The organism is Microbacterium sp. MRS-1 (genome assembly GCF_000585455.1).
GTDB classification, from domain to species: Bacteria; Actinomycetota; Actinomycetes; order Actinomycetales; family Microbacteriaceae; genus Microbacterium; species Microbacterium laevaniformans.
This window is the reverse complement of the sequence record NZ_JAUF01000018.1, coordinates 109,615-131,519: the sequence shown is the minus strand read 5'-3', so window position 1 is coordinate 131,519 and position 21,905 is coordinate 109,615. Positions and strand designations below refer to the sequence as shown.

The 21,905-nt window shown below is 70.0% G+C and carries 19 protein-coding genes; 9 read left to right on the top strand and 10 right to left on the bottom strand.

Going from position 1 to position 21,905, the window contains the following annotated elements; genetic code table 11:
- Window positions 1–31 precede the first annotated feature (31 nt).
- Together AS96_RS05170 and AS96_RS05165 are read right to left on the bottom strand one after the other, a co-directional pair.
- Window positions 32–715 (bottom strand): response regulator transcription factor, encoded by a 684-nt coding sequence (locus tag AS96_RS05170; RefSeq protein ID WP_005051122.1) that lies wholly within the window; start codon window positions 713–715, stop codon window positions 32–34.
- Window positions 712–1,908, bottom strand: coding sequence for a sensor histidine kinase (locus tag AS96_RS05165; protein ID WP_036286377.1), 1,197 nt, complete (start codon window positions 1,906–1,908; stop codon window positions 712–714). Before AS96_RS05165 ends, AS96_RS05170 begins: the two co-directional genes overlap by 4 nt.
- Before the next feature lie 168 nt (window positions 1,909–2,076).
- Between AS96_RS05165 and phoU the strand changes: the two genes are divergently transcribed.
- Window positions 2,077–2,778 carry a phosphate signaling complex protein PhoU gene (gene phoU, locus AS96_RS05160; RefSeq protein WP_036286376.1) on the top strand — a complete coding sequence of 234 codons (702 nt, stop codon included), beginning with the start codon at window positions 2,077–2,079 and terminating at the stop codon, window positions 2,776–2,778.
- Between the two features lie 88 nt (window positions 2,779–2,866).
- Here phoU and AS96_RS05155 read toward each other — a convergent pair whose 3' ends face one another.
- Entirely contained in the window at window positions 2,867–3,616 is a 750-nt protein-coding gene (locus tag AS96_RS05155) for a phosphoglyceromutase (RefSeq protein ID WP_036286374.1), read from the bottom strand.
- A gap of 41 nt (window positions 3,617–3,657) precedes the next feature.
- On the opposite strand from AS96_RS05155, the gene AS96_RS05150 reads away from it, so the two are divergent.
- Window positions 3,658–4,497, top strand: coding sequence for a class I SAM-dependent methyltransferase (locus AS96_RS05150; RefSeq protein ID WP_036286372.1), 840 nt, complete (start codon window positions 3,658–3,660; stop codon window positions 4,495–4,497).
- Between the two features lie 137 nt (window positions 4,498–4,634).
- Here the strand turns inward: AS96_RS05150 and AS96_RS05145 are convergent, their stop codons facing one another.
- The 4 genes from AS96_RS05145 to AS96_RS05125 form a co-directional block, all read right to left on the bottom strand.
- Window positions 4,635–5,768: an FUSC family protein gene (locus tag AS96_RS05145; RefSeq protein WP_036286370.1), complete on the bottom strand. Its 1,134-nt coding sequence runs from the start codon at window positions 5,766–5,768 to the stop codon at window positions 4,635–4,637.
- A 5-nt stretch (window positions 5,769–5,773) separates the two neighbouring features.
- Entirely contained in the window at window positions 5,774–6,880 is a 1,107-nt protein-coding gene (ygfZ, locus tag AS96_RS05140; RefSeq protein ID WP_036286369.1) for a CAF17-like 4Fe-4S cluster assembly/insertion protein YgfZ, read from the bottom strand.
- Window positions 6,881–6,882: 2 nt separating this feature from the next.
- A complete protein-coding gene (locus tag AS96_RS05135; protein ID WP_036286367.1) occupies window positions 6,883–7,488 on the bottom strand; it encodes an FABP family protein in 606 nt (201 codons plus the stop codon).
- 134 nt (window positions 7,489–7,622) lie between these two features.
- The gene (locus AS96_RS05125; RefSeq protein WP_005051143.1) at window positions 7,623–7,910 is read right to left on the bottom strand and encodes a hypothetical protein; all 288 of its coding nucleotides are present in this window, start codon (window positions 7,908–7,910) and stop codon (window positions 7,623–7,625) included.
- 126 nt (window positions 7,911–8,036) lie between these two features.
- On the opposite strand from AS96_RS05125, the gene AS96_RS05120 reads away from it, so the two are divergent.
- The 4 genes from AS96_RS05120 to AS96_RS05105 all read left to right on the top strand — a co-directional run bounded on the left by AS96_RS05120 (window position 8,037) and on the right by AS96_RS05105 (window position 12,462).
- Complete coding sequence (locus AS96_RS05120) at window positions 8,037–8,735, top strand: response regulator transcription factor (protein WP_036286365.1); 699 nt, start codon at window positions 8,037–8,039, stop codon at window positions 8,733–8,735.
- 71 nt (window positions 8,736–8,806) lie between these two features.
- On the top strand, window positions 8,807–10,975 hold the full coding sequence (locus AS96_RS05115) for an RNA degradosome polyphosphate kinase (protein WP_036286362.1): 2,169 nt from the start codon (window positions 8,807–8,809) through the stop codon (window positions 10,973–10,975).
- On the top strand, window positions 10,972–11,910 hold the full coding sequence (locus tag AS96_RS05110) for an NUDIX hydrolase (RefSeq protein ID WP_036286359.1): 939 nt from the start codon (window positions 10,972–10,974) through the stop codon (window positions 11,908–11,910). The genes AS96_RS05115 and AS96_RS05110 overlap by 4 nt, the downstream gene beginning before the upstream one ends.
- A 3-nt stretch (window positions 11,911–11,913) precedes the next feature.
- Complete coding sequence (locus tag AS96_RS05105; protein WP_036286464.1) at window positions 11,914–12,462, top strand: hypothetical protein; 549 nt, start codon at window positions 11,914–11,916, stop codon at window positions 12,460–12,462.
- A gap of 25 nt (window positions 12,463–12,487) precedes the next feature.
- On the opposite strand, the gene AS96_RS05100 is transcribed toward AS96_RS05105, so the two are convergent.
- From AS96_RS05100 to AS96_RS05090, 3 genes are read right to left on the bottom strand one after another with little or no spacing between them, the layout of a single operon-like run.
- Window positions 12,488–13,780, bottom strand: coding sequence for a M1 family metallopeptidase (locus AS96_RS05100; RefSeq protein WP_036286356.1), 1,293 nt, complete (start codon window positions 13,778–13,780; stop codon window positions 12,488–12,490).
- Window positions 13,777–17,706, bottom strand: a complete 3,930-nt coding sequence (locus tag AS96_RS05095; protein ID WP_036286353.1) for a Pls/PosA family non-ribosomal peptide synthetase — start codon at window positions 17,704–17,706, stop codon at window positions 13,777–13,779. The genes AS96_RS05100 and AS96_RS05095 overlap by 4 nt, the downstream gene beginning before the upstream one ends.
- Before the next feature lies 1 nt (window position 17,707).
- Window positions 17,708–18,313 carry a hypothetical protein gene (locus AS96_RS05090; protein ID WP_231477116.1) on the bottom strand — a complete coding sequence of 202 codons (606 nt, stop codon included), beginning with the start codon at window positions 18,311–18,313 and terminating at the stop codon, window positions 17,708–17,710.
- Between the two features lie 193 nt (window positions 18,314–18,506).
- Between AS96_RS05090 and AS96_RS05085 the strand changes: the two genes are divergently transcribed.
- The 3 genes from AS96_RS05085 to pstA all read left to right on the top strand — a co-directional run bounded on the left by AS96_RS05085 (window position 18,507) and on the right by pstA (window position 21,899).
- A complete protein-coding gene (locus AS96_RS05085) occupies window positions 18,507–19,634 on the top strand; it encodes a phosphate ABC transporter substrate-binding protein PstS (RefSeq protein WP_005051159.1) in 1,128 nt (375 codons plus the stop codon).
- Between the two features lie 166 nt (window positions 19,635–19,800).
- Window positions 19,801–20,802: a phosphate ABC transporter permease subunit PstC gene (gene pstC, locus AS96_RS05080; protein ID WP_036286347.1), complete on the top strand. Its 1,002-nt coding sequence runs from the start codon at window positions 19,801–19,803 to the stop codon at window positions 20,800–20,802.
- On the top strand, window positions 20,799–21,899 hold the full coding sequence (pstA, locus tag AS96_RS05075; RefSeq protein WP_036286345.1) for a phosphate ABC transporter permease PstA: 1,101 nt from the start codon (window positions 20,799–20,801) through the stop codon (window positions 21,897–21,899). The genes pstC and pstA overlap by 4 nt, the downstream gene beginning before the upstream one ends.
- Window positions 21,900–21,905 lie beyond the last annotated feature (6 nt).

Below are 21,905 nucleotides of genomic sequence, written 5' to 3'. Positions count from 1 at the left end.
CGCCGATCTTCGTGTCGCGGGGAAGGGCGCGTCAGGCTTCGAAGCGGTAGCCGAGCCCGCGCACGGTCAGGAGCATGACCGGCTCGCTCGGATTGCGTTCGATCCGTGACCGGATGCGCTTGATGTGCACGTCGAGCGTCTTGGTGTCGCCGAAGTAATCGCTCCCCCAGACCCGGTCGATCAACTGGCCGCGCGTCAGCACGCGCCCCGCGTTGCGCATGAGCACCTCGAGCAGCTCGAACTCCTTCAGCGGCATCGGGATGGTCTCACCGTCGACGGCGACGGTGTGCCGATCGATGTCCAGCACGACCCTTCCGCCGTCGACGACGCTGTCGTCCAGCCCCAGCTCGGGGCCTTCGCTGCGTCGCAGCACCGCCCGCATCCGCGCGAGCAGCTCGCGCGATGAGTAGGGCTTCGTCACGTAGTCGTCGGCGCCCAGCTCGAGACCGACGACGATATCGACCTCGGAGTCCTTCGCTGTCAGCATGATGATGGGCACTTTGGAGGTCGAGCGCACCACACGGCACACCTCGGTTCCCGGCATCCCCGGGAGCATGAGGTCGAGCAGGATGATGTCGGCGCCGCGCGAGGCGAACGCATCGAGGGCCGCGGGGCCGTCCTCGGCGATCTCGACCTCGAATCCCTCACGGCGCAGCAGATAGGCGAGCGGATCGGCCAGATCGGGCTCATCCTCGACGATCAGGACGCGGGTCATCGCTTCTTCTCTCCTTTCGCCCGCGCACCATCGCGGGCGGCCTTCTTCTTCTTGCGTTTCTTGGGAGCGGGAAGGTCGTCGGGCGCAGGGACGGCGGGCAGTCGCACGGTGAAGGTCGAGCCCCGCCCCGGACGCGACCAGACCTCGACCTCTCCCCCGTGCCGCTGCACCGCGTGCTTGACGATCGACAGCCCCAGCCCCGTGCCGCCGGTGCGGCGCGAGCGCGCCTGGTCGGCACGATAGAACCGCTCGAACACGCGTTCCTGCTCGTCCTCCGGAATGCCGATCCCCCGGTCGGTGACCGCGATCTCGACGACCCCGCCGTCCCGTTTCACGCCGACGCCGACCTGGCCGCCCTGAGGTGAGTACGCGATCGCGTTGGCCACCAGGTTGGCGACGGCCTCGGTGAGCACCTGCACGTCACCGCGCACGTACGCGTGCCTCTCGCCCCCGCGGGCGACGGTGATGGCGGCCGAGTCTGCGGCGACCGACTGGGACTCGATGGCGGCGGCGACGACCTCGTCGACGGACACGTCGCGCAGTTCCGTCAGATCGTCGGCCGACTGCAGCCGCGACAGGTTCATGATGCGCGACGTGAGCTGGCTGAGCCGCGCCGCCTCGGCGCTGAGGCGACTGGCGAAATGACGCACCTGATCGGGATCGTCGGCGGCCGACTCGACCGCCTCCGCGAGCAGGCTCACCGCGCCCACCGGCGTCTTCAGCTCATGACTGGTGTTGGCGACGAAGTCACGACGCATCTCCTCGACGCGCTCCCGCTCCGTGATGTCACGGATGACGATGAGGATCAGCCGCGGCGTGATCACGCTCGCCCGAGCCGAGACCAGTCGCGGCTCGACGCCGCGCTTGAGGCGCATCGTCTGCGTCTCCGGCGCCTCGGTGCGGCGGACGGTCCGGGCGAGGGCGCGCAGCTCATCGCCGGGAAGCGCGTAGTCCTCGTGCATGCCGAACAGCTCCGCGGGCGCCGAGACGGCGACGATCTGCAGCGACGTGTCGACGACGACCGCGACGTCGTCCATCCCCTGGAGCACCGCCGCCGTCCCGTCGGGCAGGGCGGTGGATGCCGCGACACGCGCGCGGTCACGCGCCCGCAGCGCGATGAGCACGAGCGTGGCCACTCCGCTGCCGAGGACGAGGCCGAGGATCAGCGCGATCGCCGACTGCAGGGACTCCATGGCTCCCAGCGTAGGGTGGTTGGACACCGCAGATTCACGATACGGATCAACGCCGGAAACCGCGTCGGCAACGTTCATCGCTGCGGCACCGATCGTTAACCTTGGCCCGCGATGATCACCGGGTCAGGAGGCGGCACCGTGCCTGCCTGCCGGAAGAGAGGCCCTCTCATGCGCGAAGTGTTCCACCAGTCGCTCGAGGACGTGCAGTCGCGTCTCGTCGAGATCGCCGAGCTGGTCACGGAGGCGATCGACAAGGCCACCCGCGCCTTCGGTACCAGCGACGTCGCCTTTGCCGAAGAGGTCATCGAAGCCGACCAGACGATCGACGACAAGGCGGTTGCGCTCGACGAGCTGGCGATCCAGATCCTCGCTCGTCAGCAACCGGTCGCCCGCGATCTGCGCATCGTCGTCGCGGCCCTGCGCGTCAGCGCCTCCTTGGAGCGCATGGGCGACATCGCCGAGCACATCGCTCAGCTCACCCGCATGCGCTTCCCCGAGCGCGCCATCCCGAAGGGCCTGAAGGGGACCTTCACCAAGATGGGTGAACTCGACGTCGAGGTCGCGAAGACCCTCACCGAGCTGCTGCGCACCGAAGACCTCAGCTACCTCGAAACGCTGCGCACACTCGACGACAAGGTCGATGACCACCACCTCGCCGTCTTCGAGAAGGTGCTGAGCGAGAACTGGCAGGGCGAGGCCGGAGCCACCGTCGATGCGACGCTGGCCAGCCGCTACCTCGAGCGCTTCGCCGACCACGCCGTCTCGGTGGCCAAGAAGGTGGCCTACCTCGCTACCGGCGACTGGACGCCCGACACCGACACGATCGCCGTCATCATCGCCGAGGGCGAATCGGTCGACGGCGTCGAGTGAGACGTCGCCTCCGCTGTGGCGGAGGCGGAAACCGAAGAGGGGGATGCCGGTCGGCATCCCCCTCTCGCGTTCGTACGGCCGCTGAGCCTCAGCCCTTGCCCTGGCTCGCGACAGCCGCGGCGCCGGCAGCGGCGGCCTCGGGATCGAGGTAGGCGCCCGGCTCGAGCGGCATGAGGTCTTCACCGAGGCGGTAGACGAGCGGGATGCCGGTCGGGATGTTCAGCTCGGCGATGTCGGCGTCGCTGATGCCGTCGAGGTGCTTGACCAGGCCGCGCAGCGAGTTGCCGTGCGCGGTCACCAGAACGGTCTTGCCCGCCTTCAGGTCCGGAACGATCTCGTTCTCCCAGTACGGCAGGAGGCGGTCGATCACGATCTTCAGCGACTCGGTGCGCGGGACGTCGCCGTCGATGCCGGCGTAGCGCGGGTCGTTCACCTGGCTGTAGGGCGAGTCGTCGGGAAGGGCGGGCGGCGGCACATCGAACGAGCGGCGCCACAGCATGAACTGCTCCTCACCGAACTGCTCGAGCGTCTCTGCCTTGTCCTTGCCCTGGAGGTCGCCGTAGTGACGCTCGTTGAGGCGCCACGACCGCTTCACGGGGATCCACAGACGGTCGGCCGCGTCCAGCGCGATGTTGGCCGTCTGGATCGCCCGACTGAGCAGCGACGTGTGCAGCACATCGGGCAGGATGCCGGAATCCTTCAGAAGTTCACCGCCGCGCGCGGCCTCGCCGCGCCCCTGCTCGGTGAGGCGGACGTCCACCCATCCGGTGAACTGGTTGGTCTTGTTCCACTCGCTCTGCCCGTGGCGGAGGAGGATCAGCGTGTACGGCGCGGTCATGCTCGTCATCCTACCGGCGCGCGCGCTGGCATCATGGGGGGATGCCGCCGGAGAAAGCCCCCGCTCGTGGGGTCGTCGGTCAGATCACGCGCGGCACGACGAACACCAACCGGCTGCGGCGCATCGACCGTTGGATCGCCCGGCATCCCGTGCTGAGGCGCGCCGCCGATCCGTTCGTCGTCGACCTCGGCTACGGCGCGAGCGCCGTCACCGTGCTCGAGCTCGAGGAGCGGCTGCGGCGCGCCCGCCCCGGTGTCGATGTGCTCGGGCTGGAGATCGATCCGGCCCGCGTCGAGCGGGCCCGCACGCAGGTGCTCGACGTGCGCGCGGGGCGCACGGCGTTCTCGCCCGACGCTCACGTGTCCTTCGCCCGCGGCGGGTTCGAGGTGCCGACGCCGCAAGGGCGCCGACCTGCGGTGCTGCGGGCGTTGAACGTGCTGCGGCAGTACGACGAGCACGAGGTGAAGGATGCGTGGGCGCGCATGACGCGGCGCCTGCATCCCGACGGCATCCTCGTGGAAGGCACCTGCGACGAGCTCGGGCGGATCTGCACGTGGGTCGAGATCGGCGCCGACGCCGCGCCACGAACGCTCACGCTGTCGTTGCGTCTGAGCGAACTCGCCTCGCCGTCGATCGCCGCGGAGCGGCTGCCGAAGGCCCTCATCCACCGCAACGTGCCCGGTGAGCCGGTGCACGATTTCCTGCGCACTCTCGACGAGGAGTGGACACGCGCCGTCGGCACCGCGTCGTTCGGACCGGTGCAGCGCTGGCGCGCCGCGCTCGACGCGATGCACGCGACGGGCTGGCCTGTGCAGGGCCGGGCGCGCTGGCGGCTGGGCGAGGTCACCGTGCCGTGGAGCCTGGTCGCTCCCGTCGTCTGACCGGCGCCCGCCGGCGAACGGCCGACCGAGCGCAGGCGATCTGCCCGGCACAGGCCGATTCTGCGCCGTTCTGCCTCTCCCCGGCACATTGCCTGCCCTCGGGGGCGCGCCATCGGCGGTTCGGGGCGGCCGGCGGCTCAGACGCGCGGGATCGCGGCGCGCGCCTCGTCGGCGGGCATCCCCGCCGCCGTCATGGGGTCGACCGCCAGCGGGCGCAGCGCACCGATGAGCGTCTGGTCGACGGCCGAGCTGCGATCGGCGAGAACGGTGGGATCCAGACGGGCCGCCACGGCACGGACGGCTTCGCGGGCGGCCGGCTCATAGGAGATGTCGCCGAGCGACTCCGCAATGAGGCGCGCACCGGCCGCGAGTTCGGTGAGCAGATCGGCGGCGATGGGACGCGGCTGCCGGTCGTCGCAGAGATAGACCACGCGTCTGGCGATCACGCGCAGATTACGGGTGGCCAGGTCCAGGTGCAGGCGGATGCGGTCCTGCCGCTGGAACTCCGAGCGCTGGCGGCGCAGGAACGGCGAGATGCGCGCGATCTCCGAACCCGACTCGATTCCGGCGCGCCACTGGTCGACCAGCCCCTGAAGGGCGCGCGCCTTGGCGAGTCCGCGCTCTGCGCACACCGCGTCACCGCGGCGCAGGGCCTGCACGAGGGTGGACACGGCGCCGTCGAACGCCGAGAACAGCGCCGCTCCTTCCCGCGCGACCGTACGCAGCGGGCTGCGCGGCAGCAACGCCGTCACCAGCAGGGCCATGACACCCCCGACGAGACCGTCGATCATCCGGAGGAACGGCACGCTCACCGGGATGACCATCACGATCGCCGACTGCATCGCCGCGGCGATCGCGAACGCCGGCTGGGGCGAGAGGAACCGCGCGACGATCAGCGAGGCCGTCAGCGTGATGCCGAGCTGCCACCACCCGATTCCCGCGACGAACACGATCAGCTCCGCGACGAGGATTCCGACGACCATTCCGATCACCGTCTCCAGCACCCGGCGCGGTCGGGCGTCCCTCACGAGACCGAGGCTCGAGACCGTGACGGTGGCCGCCAGCAGGGGCGCCGCGTGACCGAGCACGTAATGGGCGAACGAGAACGCCGCGGTCGCTGCGATCACGATCTGCGCGATCGCAGGAGCCGACACGATGACACGGTCGATGCCGACACGCGGATGCCAGCGGGAACGCCACCCGGTCGGGATGGCGGCGGTCTGCGCAGCCGTGTTCCCGGGGCGTTCCGAGGGCGGCGGCGCGGACGTCACCGTGCTCAGCGGCGCCGGGAGAGCCGCGGCATCCGCGGGATCGATGCGGTGCGCCCGGCGTCGGGCGGGACGATGACCTCCTGCGCTGCCGCGATCCGCCCCTCGTCCACCGCGACGGTCAGATCGGCCTCGACCGGAACCGTGCGCTTGACGTACGCGAGGGCGATCGGCCCCTCCTCGAAGTGGCGTGCGACGGAGGTCACCGCGCCGACCGCCTCGTCGCCGAGGAAGACCTCGGCTCCACTCACCGGCAGGTCGGCGTCGCTGCCATCCAGCTGCAGGGCGACGAGCCGGCGCGGCGGATGACCGAGGTTGTGCACCTTCGCGACCGTCTCCTGACCGCGGTAGCAGCCCTTGTCCAGGTGCACCGCGGTGCGCAGCCAGTCGGCCTCGTGCGGCAGCGCCCGTCCGTCGGCCTCGGTCGCGGCGCGAGGACGCCAGGCGGCGACGCGGACGGCATCGACGGCCATCCATCCGGCGACGGGCTGATCACCGGATGCCGCGGCCTCGGCGAGGCGGGACGCCGCATCGACCGGCACGATCGCCTCCGCCCAGTCGTACGACTCCCCCGGGTGCGGGTCGGCGGGAGCGTATCCCCACCCGCCGGTGCCGACCGCAGGCCACGGGTCGTGCCAGATCGCGAGCGGGTCGAGCGCAGCAACCGCTTGCGCGGTGCCGCCGATGACGCGCACCTCCTCCGAAAGGTCCTGCGGCTCTACCCGCAACCGGAACCGCATGCGACTGAGCCACGTCACGAGCGCCGCGGAGCGGGACCGATCGACGATCAGCCACGTGCGCTCACCGTCGTCCACGACTCCCGCGGCGTGTTCGACGTGGCCCTGCGGGTCGAGCACGAGCAGCTCGGTGCTGGTGCCCGGTGCGAGCGCCGTGAGCGCCTGCGAGGTGATGGAATCCAGCCAGCTGAGGCGGTCGACACCGTCGACCGCGACCACGACCCGGTCTTCGAGGGGCGCAAGTGCCCGTCCGGCGATGAGATCGCGCTGTTCACGCGCGGGCGCGGCCACATGCGCCAGCCCACGCTCGTCGACGACGGCACTTGGAACGATGGTGAAGGTGCTGGCGGCGGGCGCAGACGGACGCAGGTCGGACATGCTCACTCGGCCCGCGCCAGTCGCGCCGACGCGTGCGAACCGAGTTCGCCGCCGAGCGCGGCGATGTCCCATGCCCAGAGCAGATGACCGTCGACGAGGCCGTACATCCGGGTCGCCGCGGTGTAGACCTTCGCACTCGCGGGGCGCACCACGGCATCCGTCGCCAGGTCGATGCGCGGACCGCGCACCTGCCCCACGTAGAGCTCGCTGATGCCGTCGGAGTGGACGATGGCGACCTCGAGATCGAAGCCGCCCTCCGCATTGCGAAGAGCCTCGACGTCGTCGGCCGTGCGCGAGGCGTCGCGTACCGCCGACGGCGGCAGCAGTGCCGGGCCGGCGTCGGCCTGCTCGAGCGGGCGAGCGAGGCGCCAGTACCCGGTCTCGGCCACGAGAGGGGTGCGGGACTCGTCATCGGCGACGAACCAGGCGTTCGCCGCGTAGTTGACGTAGTCGCCGCCGTGATGGCTGAAGCTCACCCGATGGGCGAACTCGCCGCGGAAGGCGACACCGTCGGCCTCATAGTCGATGACGCCGGTGCCTTCCCAGACGCCGAGCAGCCACGAGAGCGGAACGAGATCGGCCGGCAGGTCGGTCGGCAGGTCGATCATGCCGATCAGCGCTGGCCGCGGTAGAGGTTCTTGATCACGACACCCGACACGAAGACGATCGCGAGCGAGGCGAGCGCGAGCAACCCGACGAAGAAGAGTTCGAGCGCGAGCAGGTCCATGTCCTCACTCTACCGTCACGCGAACATGCTGGAGAGTCCGAGACCGAGCCCGATCAGGCCCATCACCACGAACGCACCGAGAGTGCTCAGCGCCACCCGACGCACGAAGCCCTGCGAGTGTCCCTGCACCAGTTGCACGACGAAGGCGAGGATGAGGCAGGCGGCCATGCCCACCGGCATCCATGCGGCGCGCCACTCGCCCGGAGCGACGACGCCGATCACGATCGCGATCACCGCGCCGGCGGCCCAGACTCCGACGATGCCGCCGTACTCGGCGCGGGGCGCCAATCCAGGAAGCGTCATCCTCCCATTGTCACCGACGCGCGCACTCCGCGCACGTCGGCCGAGCCACCCGCGCACGGCGCCTGTGCGAGCGGGTTCTAAGATGGGGGCACGGTTCGGGGGCATCCGAACCGGAAGGGACCCCCATTGGCTCAGCTTCTCGTCTTGAGTTCCGCCCCGGGCGGGGGCCCCATCCTGCCTGCGCTCGAGCTGCTCAGCCATCGCGTCCGGCAGATTCCCGCCGAGCCGGCCCAGCTCGTGAACGCGCCGAGCTCGGATGTCATCTTCGTCGACGCCCGCGCCGACCTGGTCGGGGCGAAGTCGCTGTGCAAGATCCTCAACACGACGGGCCTGGACGCACCGCTGGTGCTCGTCGTGACCGAGGGGGGCCTCACCGCGGTGTCGACGGACTGGGGCATCGACGACGTGATCCTCGTCGGTGCCGGCCCCGCCGAGGTCGACGCGCGCATCCGGCTGGCGGTCGGACGCCAATCCGCATCCCAGGTCTCCAGCCGCATTCAGACCTCCGGTATCACGATCGATGAATCGTCCTACTCGGCCAAGGTGCACGGCAAGCCTCTGGATCTCACCTACAAGGAGTTCCAGCTCCTCCACTTCTTCGCGACGCATCCGTCGCGTGTGTTCACGCGAGAGCAGCTGCTGAGCGAGGTGTGGGGTTACGACTACTTCGGCGGCACGAGGACGGTCGACGTGCACGTGCGACGCCTGCGCGCCAAGCTCGGCGACCTCGAACAGCTCATCGGCACCGTGCGCAACGTGGGGTACCGGTTCAACGTGTACGAGGACGACCAGATCCCGACCTCCCGCGAGGCGAGCCAGGCGTGATGACGACTGTCGGGCCGGGCGGCGACGACGCGGTTAACGCGGCGGTCACCTGGCACTGACATGATGAGGGAATGATCGACACCGACGTTCTGGACACCGGGCTGGGCGACGAGGACGACGACGACTTCGACGAGATGGTCGAAGCCGGCGACGCCCAGCTTCCCGAGCACCGCTACATGGACCGCGAGCTCAGCTGGCTCGCGTTCAACCAGCGGGTGCTGGAGCTCGCGGAAGACCCGTCGTTGCCGGTCCTCGAGCGCGCCAACTTCCTCGCGATCTTCGCCAGCAACCTCGACGAGTTCTTCATGGTGCGCGTGGCCGGTCTGAAGCGCCGTATCGTCACCGGTCTCGCCGTGCCGACGAACGTCGGTCGCGCCCCCCAAGACGTGCTCGCCGACATCTCCGACGCTGCCCACGCCCTGCAGCTGCGTCAGGCGAACGCCTGGCTCGACGTGGTCCAGCCGGCCCTCGCCGCGGCCGGCATCGAGGTGGTCTCCTGGGACGACCTGTCGGTCGATGACCGCAACGAGCTCTCCGAGTACTTCCAGTCCCAGGTGTTCCCGGTGCTGATGCCGCTCGCGGTGGACCCGGCGCACCCTTTCCCCTACATCTCCGGACTCTCGCTGAACCTCGCGATCCGCATCCGCAACGCGAAGACGGGTCGTCAGGAGTTCGCGCGCCTGAAGGTGCCGCCCATGCTCCCGCGCTTCGTCGCCGTGCCGGGAGACGCCGGACGGGCGCGATACCTGCCGCTCGAGCAACTCATCGCCAACCATCTGGGCGACCTGTTCCCGGGGATGGAGATCCTCGAGCACCACACGTTCCGCCTCACCCGCAACGAGGACGTGGTGATCGAGGAGGACGAGACCGAGAACCTCATCCAGGCGCTCGAGGCCGAGCTGCTGCGACGCCGGTTCGGCCCGCCGATCCGTCTCGAAGTCACCGAGGACATGGACGACGTCACCCTCGACCTGCTGATCGCCGAACTCGACATCACCGAGCAGGAGGTCTACCGCCTCCCCGGCCCACTCGACCTGCGGGGTCTGTTCGACCTGTCTCGCATCGACCGTCCAGAGCTGCACTATCCGGCGCACGTGCCGACCACGGCTCCGGCCTTCCAGCCCGCCGAACAGAACGGGCGCGCCGATCTGTTCGCCGCGATCCGCAAGGGCGACGTGCTCGTGCACCACCCGTACGAGTCGTTCACGACGAGCGTCGTGAACTTCCTCGAACAGGCCGCGCGCGACCCGCACGTGCTCGCCATCAAACAGACGCTCTACCGCACCTCGGGCGACAGCCCCATCGTCCAGGCGCTCATCGACGCCGCCGAGCGCGGCAAGCAGGTGCTCGCCCTCGTGGAGGTCAAGGCGCGCTTCGACGAAGCCGCGAACATCGTCTGGGCGCGCAAGCTCGAGAAGGCCGGCGTCCACGTCGTGTACGGCCTGGTCGGCCTCAAGACGCACTGCAAGCTGCTGCACGTGATCCGCGAGGAAGACGGCATGCTGCGCAGCTACAGCCACATCGGCACCGGCAATTACAACCCCAAGACCAGCCGCATCTACGAGGACTTCGGCCTGTTCACCGCCGACGAGCAGGTGGGCCGCGACCTCACACGCCTGTTCAACGAGCTCAGCGGCTACGCGATCGAGAAGAAGTTCAAGCGCCTGCTGGTGGCACCGTTGCACCTGCGCAAGGGGCTGCTGCGTCAGATCGAGAACGAGCGCCGCCACGCCCTGGAGGGCAAGCCGGCACACATCCGCATCAAGGTCAACTCGATGGTGGACGAGCAGATCATCGACGCCCTCTACCGGGCGAGCCAGGCCGGTGTCCGCGTCGACGTGTGGGTGCGCGGCATCTGCTCCTTGAAGGTCGGTCTGGCGGGCGTGAGCGACAACATCACCGTGCGCTCGATCCTGGGCCGCTACCTCGAGCACTCGCGGATCTTCGCCTTCGCCGGCGCCGGCGATCCTCAGGTGTTCATCGGCAGCGCCGACATGATGCACCGCAACCTCGACCGCCGCGTCGAAGCGCTCGTGCGCGTGGTGGCGCCTGCGCAGATCAAGGAGCTCGTCGATCTGTTCGACCTCGCGATGAGCGACGAGACGAGCTCGTGGCACCTCGAGGACAGCGGCGAGTGGAAGCGCCACAGCACGAATGCCGACGGCAAGCCTCTCGTCGACCTGCAGGACCGCACGATGGCGCAGGTGCAGCGCCGACGTCGGGCTCGGGCGGTGCGATGACCGAGACTGCCGTCTACGCAGCCGGTGGCGTGGTGTGGCGCGTCGTCGACGGCAAACTCCGCGTCCTCGTGATCCACCGCACGGCCTACGCCGATGTGACGATCCCGAAGGGCAAGGTCGATCCCGGAGAGAGCCTGGCCGAGACCGCCGTGCGCGAGATCTTCGAGGAGACCGGCATCCAGGTGGCCCTCGGCATCCCCGTCAGCGTCTCGCGCTACCGGATGCCCAACAAGCGGCAGAAGATCGTCCACTACTGGTCGGCCGAGGCGACGGATGCCGCGATCCGCGCGTCCGCGTTCGTCCCCAACAAGGAGATCGCCGCGATCGAGTGGCTCTCGCCGCGCAAGGCGCTCGCCAAGCTGTCGTATCCGGTCGACGTGGAGATCATGGAGGAGTTCCTGCGCTACGTCGACGACGGCGTGCTGGCGACCTTCCCGATCGTGGTGCTGCGTCACGCGAAAGCGCTGGACCGGGCGGACTGGGACGGCACGGATGCCGCGCGACCGCTCACCACGCGCGGAGCGAAGCAGGCCGCCGCCGCCGTGGGACCGCTCCGGGCGTTCGGAGTGCGCAAGATCGTCTCGAGCGACGCGGTGCGTTGCGTGACGACCGTGACGCCGCTGGCCGCCGCCCTCGGCAAGAAGATCCATCGCACGAGCGCGCTCAGTCAGGACGCGTGGGAGGACGGGACATCGGATGTGCGCGCGGTGATCGGACGACGCGTGCGTTCCCGCAAACCCGCCGTGCTCTGCAGCCACGGTCCGGTGCTTCCCGGGATCATGGCGGAGCTGGCACTGGCAACGGGCACGCTCCACGGGTCGTATCTCGGCAGCGCCTCCGCGCTGGAGACGGGAGCCTTCTCGGTCGTACACCTGTCGGCTACGAACCCCGGCTCGGGCATCATCGCGATCGAGACGCACGAGCCGAAGCTGTAGATGGTGGAGGGGCTCCGCCTCGCCTGGGCGCCGGCCCCCGCCTCACGCGACGGCCGACGGGCGGTGGCGTGGGGGCTGACCCGCGACCTTCTGCGCGCGGAAGCGGTGGCGGAGGTGCGACTGACGAACCCGTGTCCGCAGTGCGGGGGCCCGCATGGCCCGGTGCGGGTGGAGGATGCCGCGTGGCGAGCGGGGGTGACCTACGGCGGGCGTTTCGCTGTGGTCGGCGTTGTGCCGGGCGCCGGTGGGGGCTTCGCCATCGACGCGGAACCGCTCCACGACACGGTCCGCGAAGCCGCCGGCGGTGTTCCGGGTGGGGTGCGCCGGTGGGTGAGGGTCGAGGCCGCGCTGAAGGCCGTCGGCACGGGACTGCGGATCGACGCGGCATCCGTCGCGCTCGAGGAGTCTGCCGACGGGGCTCACTGGTTCGCCGATGTTCCCGGGGTGGCGACGACCGTTCACGGGTTGGATCTCGACGGCCCGCCGGGGATCCTCCTCTCTGCCGCAGTGGTCGACACGGTGGTCGACACGGTGCCGATGAGCGCCAGATGAGGCGGGGCTGCCGCTCTCGTGACCGCTACGGGCGCGGCAGCGGGGGCAGCTCGACGCGGTCGAGCCACGGCGTGAAGACGTCGTCGAGGTCGCGACCGGCGACGCGGGCGGCCAGCGCGCGGAAATCGTCGGTCGTCGCGAGGGCGTGCCGGTAGGTCGCCACCCATTCGTGCAGCACCCGTGTGAACACCGCAGTGCCGACAGCGCATCGCAGGGCATACAGGGTGAGGGCGCCGCGCTTGTAGACCCGGTCGTCGAACATCAGGTCCGGACCTGGGTCGGACAGCACGAGGTCCTGCGGCAGCGCCCGCAGACGAGCGTGGTGCTTCGCCGCCTTCTCGGCGACGCTCGCCGCGCCGGAGCGCTCGAACCAGAGCCACTCGGCGAAGCAGGCGAAGCCCTCGTTGAGCCAGATGTCCTGCCAGCGGCCGATGCCGACGCTGTTGCCGAACCACTGGTGGGCGAGCTCGTGCGCGATCAGCCGCTGCTCGTCGGGGACCAGATGGTTGCTGCCGAAGACCGCGAGCCCCTGCGCCTCGAGCGGGATCTCCAGCTCGTCCGGTGTCACGACAAGTGTGCAGGCTTCCTGCGGATACGGCCCGAAGGAGTCGTCGAACAGTGCCAGCATGCGCGGAACGTCGGCGAACGCCCGCGTCACGTCGCGGCGCAGTTCCGCCGGAGCGAACACGCGCACACCCTCGCCGCCTTCGAGCGCGGTCTGCTCGTAGGGGCCGACGTGCACCGCGACGAGGTACGTGGCCACGGGCACGGTCGACTCGGACGTCACCGTGACCCGACCGCCCGCCGTCGTCGTGCCGGTCGGGCGGCCGGTGAGGACCGGCAGGTACCCGGCATCCGTCGTCACCGACAGACGCATCGGCGCGCGCGCGTCGGGGCGGTCGTTGCAGGGGAACCACGTCGGAGCGCCGGTCGGCTGCGACGCCACCAGGGCGCCGTCCTCGAGCTCCTCCCACCCGATCGTGCCCCAGCGGGAACGACGCGGTGCGGGCGCGCCGGCATAGACGATCTCGATGGAGAACCGCTCCCCCGGCTGCAGCCGATGCGGCAGCGTGACCCGCAGCTTCCGCGGGCCCTGCGAGAACCGGGTGCGCCGATCGCCGTCGACCCGCACCCTCGTCGCACGCAGGCCCACGAGGTCGACACTCACGGCCGACACCGCGATGGCCGCCACGGCGTTGAGCGTCGCCCGCCCCTCGAGGCGGTTGGTGCGCACGCGATAGTCGATCTCCACGTCGTACGAGTCGACGTCGAACGAAGGATCGCCGCTTTCGGGCGCGTACGGGTCGTGCCCGCTCACGAGGTGGACTGGTAGGCGCGCACCTTGACCGCGTGCCAGGGGCCGATGGGGTTGCCGCTCCACCGCGAGCCGAGGGGAACCGTCTCGCCGCGCATCACGAGGGATGCCGGGCCCACGGTCGCGTGGGCGGCGATGCGGGCGGCGGGGAGGATGACACTGTGGGGGCCGAGCGTGGCTCCGGCCTCGAGTTCGACGGTGTCCATGCTCATGATTCGATCATGGAACAGGTGCGTCTGCACGACGCATCCCCGATTGACCGTCGATCCGTCCCCCAAGGTGACCAGATCGGGCTCCGGCAACCAGTAGCTGTCGCACCAGACGCCGCGACCGACGGTGGAACCCAGCGAACGCAGCCAGACGGCCAGCGCGGGAGTCCCCGCCGCCGCCCGGGCGAACCAGGGGGCTGCGACCATCTCGGTGAAGGTGTCGGAGACCTCGGTGCGCCAGACGAAGCTCGACCACAGCGGCTGTTCGCCCGCGCGGATCGGACCGACGATCAGCCATTTCGCCGCGGTGGAGATCGCGGCGGCGACCGCGCCGACGGCGAGCATGACGATTCCCGACAGCAGGATCGCGCCGCCGAGTCCGACGACGTCGATCAGCGCGGCGAGCGTCACGACGACGACCAGGCCCAGCGCACACGTGACCACGACCGGCACGAATCGTCCGAGCTCCCACAGCGCCCGGGCGACGCGCAGGCGCACCGGCGGCTGATACGTGCGGGACTCGTCGCCTTCGGCGGAGCGGCGCCGGAGGCGCACGGCGGGTGATCCGAGCCACGATGAGCCCGGTTTGGCCTTGACCGGTGCCGCCGAGAGCACCGCGACGAGTCCGTCCCGCGGAACGCGGTGTCCGGGCGCCGCCATCCCGGAATTGCCGAGGAAGGCGCGCTTGCCGATGCGCACCGGCCCGAGGCGCATCCAGCCGCCGTGCAGCTCGTAGGAAGCCACCATGGTGTCGTCGGCGAGGAAGGCGCCGTCTTCGATGCGGGTCAGCGACGGAAGGAGCAGCACCGTGGAGGCTTCGACATCACGGCCGACCTGCGCGCCGAGCAGGCGCAGCCATACGGGAGTGAACAGACTCGAGTACAGCGGGAACAGGATCGTTCGCGCCGAGTCCAGCAGGCGCTCGATGGTCCACGCCTGCCAGCCGACCCGGCTGCGCACCGGATGCACGCCCTCGTTCAGCCCGATCGAGAGCAGGCGAACCGTCACGACGACGACACCGGCGAAGACGACGCCCGCGACCACGACGCCGGGAACGAGCCATGCCATCGCCCCGCCGAGCGCCTCGAGGAGCGAGGCCGCGCCGGCGATGCCGCGGGCAACGACGAGCGCGCCCGCGGCGAACGCCACCAGCGGCAGCAGCGCGAGGGCGAGCGCGGAGGCGGCGTACGCCCAGAGCCAGCGGGTGGGCGCGGGCGCCCGCTCGGCCGGCCACTTCGCGGACTTCCCGCCCACGCGGACCGCCGGCGAGCCGGCCCAGGTCTGGTCGGCGCGCACCCGTCCGAAGACGGCGGAGCCGGGCGCGATCTCGGCGCGGCGGCCGATGCGGGTGCCGGGAGCGAGCGTGCTGCGCGAGCCCACGGTGGCGCCGGCGCCGATGCGGATGGCGCCGATACGGACGACATCACCGTCGATCCAGTACCCCGACAGATCCACCTCGGGTTCGATCGCGGCACCGTCTCCGATCTCGAGCATGCCGGTGATGGGCGGCAGCGCATGCAGGTCGACACCGGTGCCGATGCGGGCGCCGAGGGCACGGGCGTAGTAGCTGACCCACGGCGCTCCGGCCAGCCCCACGGCATCCACCTGGTCGGCGATCTGCTCTGCCAACCACAGCCGGATGTGCACCCAGCCGCCGCGCGGATAGTCGCCCGGTCGCACGCCCCTCAACAGCAGTCGGGCGGATGCCGCTGCGATCGCCATGCGCCCGAACGGCGTCGCGAACACGAGCAGTCCGACGGCAAGAAGGGGAAGTGGTGCTTCGGGCAGCACGTCGAACCCGGGGAAGAGCCGCAGGACGGCGGATGCCGTGAGCAGGTAGAGCATCCACCGGATGCCGGAGAGGATGAACAGCGGCACCGCGAGCAGCGTCTGCGCCCACTGGGCCCGTCGCGGCGTCGGCTCCGGACGGTGGAAGGTGGCAGGGGCATCCTCCTGCAGACCGGTGCCGAGGGCTTTAGCCATCGCCCCCAGTCGCGGCACGTCGTAGATGTCGGCGACGGAGAACTCGGGCACGCGCGTGCGGATGCGGGACACGAGCTGCGCCGCGGCGAGTGACCCGCCGCCGAGATCGAAGAAGTCGGTCTTGCGGTCGACGACCGGCATGCCGAGTACCGCGTGCCACTGCTGGGCGAGCCACGCCTCCCCCGGTGAGAGATCGGATGCCGGAAGCTCCACGTTCGGCAGCGGCCACGGCAGGGCGGCGCGGTCGACCTTGCCCGACGTTCGCACGGGCAGCTCGTCGACCACGGCCAGCAGCGGCACCATGGGAGCCGGCAGACGCGCCGCCAGATCCGCCCGCGCCGCGAGACGGTCGAAGTCTGCAGGCGCCGCGAGGTAGCCGACGAGAACGGGCACCCCCGCCTCGGTGGTGCGCACGGCGGCCGCGGCGCCGGTGACGCCGGGCAGATCCTGCAGGGCGGCCTCCACCTCACCGAGTTCGATGCGTCGTCCGCCGACCTTCACCTGATCGTCGGCGCGGCCCTGGAAGACGAGGCCTTCGGACTCGAAACGGACGAGGTCGCCCGAACGATAGGCGCGGTCCCAGCCGAGTGTCGGGAAGGGGGCGTACTTCTCGGCATCCTTCGCCGGGTCGAGGTAGCGCGCGAGACCCACGCCGCCGATGATCAGCTCGCCGACGCCTCCCTCACCGACGAGCTGTCCGTCGCCATCGACCACCGCAAGCGTCCACCCGTCCAGCGGAAGGCCGATGCGCACCGGCACCGACCCGTCGAGCGGAGCCGCGCACGCCACGACAGTCGCTTCGGTGGGGCCGTACGTGTTCCACACCTCGCGTCCCTCGGCGACCAGGCGAGCGGCGAGCTCGGGCGGGCACGCCTCGCCGCCGAAGATGAGCAGGCGCACATTCTCGATGGACTCCGCCGGCCACATCGCGGCCAGGGTGGGCACCGTAGAGACAACCGTGATGCCCTGGCGCAACAGCCATGGTGCGAGATCCTCGCCGGAGCGCACGAGCGATCGTGGGGCCGGGACGAGACACGCACCGTGACGCCAGGCGAGCCACATCTCCTCGCACGAGGCGTCGAAGGCGACCGACAGCCCGGCGAGCACACGGTCGTCGGGACCCAGCGGCGCGTGGGGAACGAACAGTCGGGCCTCGGCATCGACGAAGGCGGCCGCCGCGCGGTGAGTGACCGCAACGCCCTTGGGCACCCCCGTCGAGCCGGACGTGAAGATGATCCAGGCGTCGTCATCGACGTTCGGCGGAGGCACCGCCACGATCGCCTGTGTCGCGGGGTGCGGCGCCTCGCCGTCGAACAATCCCTTGTTCAGGACGGCTTCTCCGGATGCCGGAGCGTACGTGCCCGTCCCGGTGATGACGCCGCGCACGGCCGCTTCCCCGAACACGAGCTGTGCGCGTTCGTCGGGGTCGTCCGCGTCAACGGGCACGTACGCCGCGCCGGCGGCGAGGATGCCGAGGATCGCGATGTACAGCTCCTTCGACCCCGACGGCATCCGCACCTCGATGCGATCACCGCGTCGGACGCCCGCCTCGTGCAGGCGCGCCGCCGTGGCGCCGACCCGCGCCAACAGCTCGCGGTAGCTCAGCGCGCCCGATCCGTCGTCGATCGCGGAGGCTTCGGGAAACGCGCGCGCCGTGGCGCGCAGCACGTCCAGCAGGGTGCGGGCCGGGGCCGCGGCATCCGCGCGACCGAGGACCGCTCGAGGTGAATCGTCCACGTCAGGAGAGCAAGTCGATCAGCTGAGCTTTCGTCAGGCGTGAGTAGCCTGTCCGACCCGTGGCGCGCGCTCGTTCGCGCAGCTGTGCGACGGTGAGCGCGGTCAGGTCCGCATCGTCGGCCGCGGACTGCGGCGCGGCGTTGTCCGTGGGAACGGCGAGCTCGGCGGCGAGCGCCTCGTCGGCCGCACGCGCGTCGAGCTCAGCACGAGCGGCGGCGGCCTCCGCAAGGCGCGCGGCCTTCTTGAGGGCCTTCGCCTCCGCGACCTCGGCCGCGGCGCGCGCAGCGGACGCCTCCGCCTCCTGCGCCGCACGGCGCGCCTCGGCTCGCAGCCGCGCCTTGCGATCGGCGGCGGCGACGGCCTTCGCGACGGCGCGTTCCAGGCGCCGCACCGCGCGTTCCGCGTGCTTCGTCACCGTGCGGGGCTTCCGACGCAGCTTCTTCTTCGACACATCGGCGGCGTCGCGTGCCTCCTCGATGTACTCCTCGAGCCCGGCCGCCAGCCTCTTCGGGAGGTTCTTGGCCGTCTTGGCCGCCGTCTTGGCCGCCGCGGAAGCGTCGGTGATGGCATCGCGCGCGGCGCGTTCGCTCTTGCTCGTCGTACCCATGGCCGACATCGTAGGCGTGTCACGTTAACCAACGGGGAACCGATGCCCCTGCGGCCCGAGTTCCGCACGCGATCGCTCGCGATCGTTAACCTCTCGTTCACCTCTGCACCGCCGGCCGGTAAGAGTCGCTGTCTAGCGTCGGGACGTGCCCTGCACCGGGCCCGCAATTCCCGAACAACGTGAAGGATTCACAGTGAAGCTCACCCGTATCGCCCAGCTGGGCGCCATCGCGGCCGTCGCCGCCCTCGCCCTCACGGGCTGCGCGTCGTCCGGCAGCAACACGCCGGCCGAGAGCGCGAGCCCGACCGCCACCAGCTCGGACGTCGCCTTCCAGATCGACCCCAGCCTCAGCGGCACCATCACCGCCGGCGGATCGAGCGCCCAGTCCAACGCGCAGCAGGCCTGGACGACCGCGTACAACGCGACCGCCAAGAACGTGAAGATCAACTACGACAAGTCGCAGGGCTCGGGCGGCGGCGTCACGAACTTCCTCAGCGGCGCGTACGACTTCGCGGGTTCGGACTCGCCCCTCAACGCCGACCAGACGGCTCAGTCGAAGGCGCTGTGCACCGACGGTGCCGTGAACATCCCGATCTACCTCGACGGTGTCGCGATCGTCTTCAACATCCCCGGCGTCACCAAGCTGCAGCTGAGCGGCGAGACGATCGCGAAGATCTTCGCGCTGCAGATCACCGACTGGTCCGACCCGGCCATCACCAAGGACAACGGCACGGCGCTGCCGGCTGGCGCGATCACCACCGTGGCGCGCTCGGACGGCTCCGGCACGACCCAGAACTTCACCAACTACCTCGCCGCGACCCAGTCGTCGGTGTGGACCTTCCCCGCGGGCAAGGACTGGCCGGTTCAGGGCAACGTTTCGAAGCAGAAGGGCGGCTCGGGTGTCGTCGAGGCCGTCAAGGCCGGCTCCGGCACCATCGGCTACGCCGACCACTCCGCCATCGGCTCGCTGAACGCCGCGTCGATCCTCACCAACGGCACCGCGATCGCGTTCAGCGGTGACGCGGTCTCGAAGACGTTCGACGTCGCCGCTGTCGAGGCCTCCAACGGTGTTCCGGGAGACCTGTCGAAGAAGTTCGACTACTCCAAGCTGACGGCTGACACGTACCCGATCCCGCTGGTCTCCTACGCGGTCATCTGCTCCACGTTCAAGGATGCCAAGCAGGCCGAGCTCGTGAAGTCCTACCTCGGCTTCGTGACCAGCTCGCTCGGCCAGTCGGTGGCCGAGAAGAACGCCGGCTCCGCGCCGCTGCCGGCCTCCGTCCTCGCAGCCGCTGCGAAGACGCTCGCCGCGATCAAGTAACACCTCGTCCCGGTCCGGTCTGCGCGGCTCACGCTGCGCAGACCGGACCTGGCTGAGCAGGGTCGTCGATCCGCGATCGACGACCCTGCTGAGTCGGACACACACCCGGACTCAGCGATCCCGACCCGAGGAGAACACATGACCCTGCCCGACCCGGAGGGCCGTCATGGCTGACGTCAAGACCGCACCCGCGCACAAGCCGGCATCCAACATCGTCGGCAAGCGTCGCGCCGGCGACTCGGTGTTCCTGGGTCTGTCGACCGCGGCCGCCGTGTCGATCATGATCATCCTCGCGGGCGTCGCGATCTTCCTCATCCTCAAGGGCCTTCCGGCCATCACCGCCAACTGGTCGCAGGGCGATCTCGCCGGATACCAGAACGCCGACTGGTCCAGCTTCTGGGACTACGTCGCACCGCTGCTGTGGGGAAGCATCTGGGCTGCTCTGATCGCCATGGTCCTCGGCACACCTGTCGCCATCGGCATCGCCCTGTTCATCTCGCACTACGCACCGCGACGCATCGCCGGGTTGCTCGGCTACATCATCGACCTGCTCGCCGCCGTGCCCTCCATCGTCTTCGGCCTCTGGGGCATCATCGTGATGCGCCCGCTGCTGCTGCCGCTCGCCGACTTCCTCAACCAGTACTTCGGCTGGATCCCCCTGTTCCGGGGTCCGGTGTCCAGCACCGGCTCCACGATGCTCGCCGGTGGGGTCGTGCTCGCCGTGATGATCCTTCCGATCGTCACCTCCATCACGCGCGAGATCTTCCTGCAGACGCCGCGTCTGCACGAGGAGGCGGCCCTCGCCCTCGGCGCGACGCGATGGGAGATGGTGCGCCTCGCGGTGCTCCCCTACGCCCGCAGCGGCATGGTCTCGGCCACACTGCTCGGGCTCGGCCGTGCGCTGGGTGAGACGATGGCGATCGCCCTGATCGTCTCGCCGAGCCTCATCTTCTCGGTGGCCCTGCTCACCGACGGCTACAACTCGCAGACGATCGCCGCCAACATCGCGCTCAACTTCCCGATCGCCACCGACCTGCAGCGCTCCGCGCTGATCGGCACCGGTCTGATGCTGTTCGTCATCTCCCTCGCCGTGAACATGCTGGCCCGCTACATCATCGCGGCCACGGGGCCCGGCGCGAAGGGCCGCAAGAGAGGAAAGCGCTCGTGAGCGAGCTCACCACCCCCGTGGCCACGACCTCCACGCCGCCGCTGTCGCTCACCAGCGGTCAGCTCCCGCGGTTCATCGAGCCCATCGTGCTCGTCGTCTCCCTCGCGGTTATCGCCGCCCTGCAGCTCGTGCTCGGCGGCTTCAACGTCGCGACCTGGCTCATCCTCAGCGCGATCGTCTACCTGCTCGCCATCGGCGTGTTCTCGGCGATCGTCGAAGGCAGGCGCAAGTCGACCGACCGCGTCGTGCGCGGCCTGGTCACCGTGGCCTTCGTCCTGGCCGTGGCACCGCTCATCTCGACGCTGTGGACCGTGTTCTCCAAGGGCATGGGCGTCATGTCGTGGGACTTCATCACCAAGGTGGGCGGGACGGCGTTCGACCCCAACACCCTGGCCGTCGTCTCGACCCCTGGCGCGCTGCAGGCCATCGTCGGAACGCTGATCATCACGGGGATCGCGGCGCTGATCTCGGTGCCGATCGGCATCCTCGCGGCGGTCTACCTCGTCGAGTACGCGCAGCCGAAGAACCCTCTGCGGCGCACGATCACGTTCCTGGTCGACGTGATGACGGGCATTCCCTCGATCGTCGCCGGTCTGTTCGCCTTCTCGCTCTTCGCCCTGATCGTCGGCCCCAAGGCGTTCAGCGGCTTCTCGGCATCCATCGCCCTGTCGGTGCTGATGATCCCGATCGTGATCCGCTCCACCGAGGAGATGCTGCGCCTGGTGCCCGCCGACCTCCGCGAGGCGTCGTTCGCCCTCGGCGTGCCGCGATCGATCACGATCATCAAGGTGGTCCTGCGCACCGCCGCCAGCGGCATCATCACCGGCGTCGTGCTCGCCGTGGCCCGTGTCATCGGCGAGACGGCGCCGATCTTCATCGCCGCGAGCTTCACCGACAACTTCAACTCCGACCCGTTCAACGGTGCGATGCAGACCCTGCCGGTCATGGCCTACACGGCCTACAGTTTCCCGGGGCAGGACATCGACGCCTCTCAGGCCCAGGCCTGGGGCGCGGCGCTGCTGCTGGTCATCCTCGTCGTCATCTTCAACCTGATCGCCCGGATCGTCGCGATGGTCTTCGCGCCGAAGGCACGCTAAGCAAGG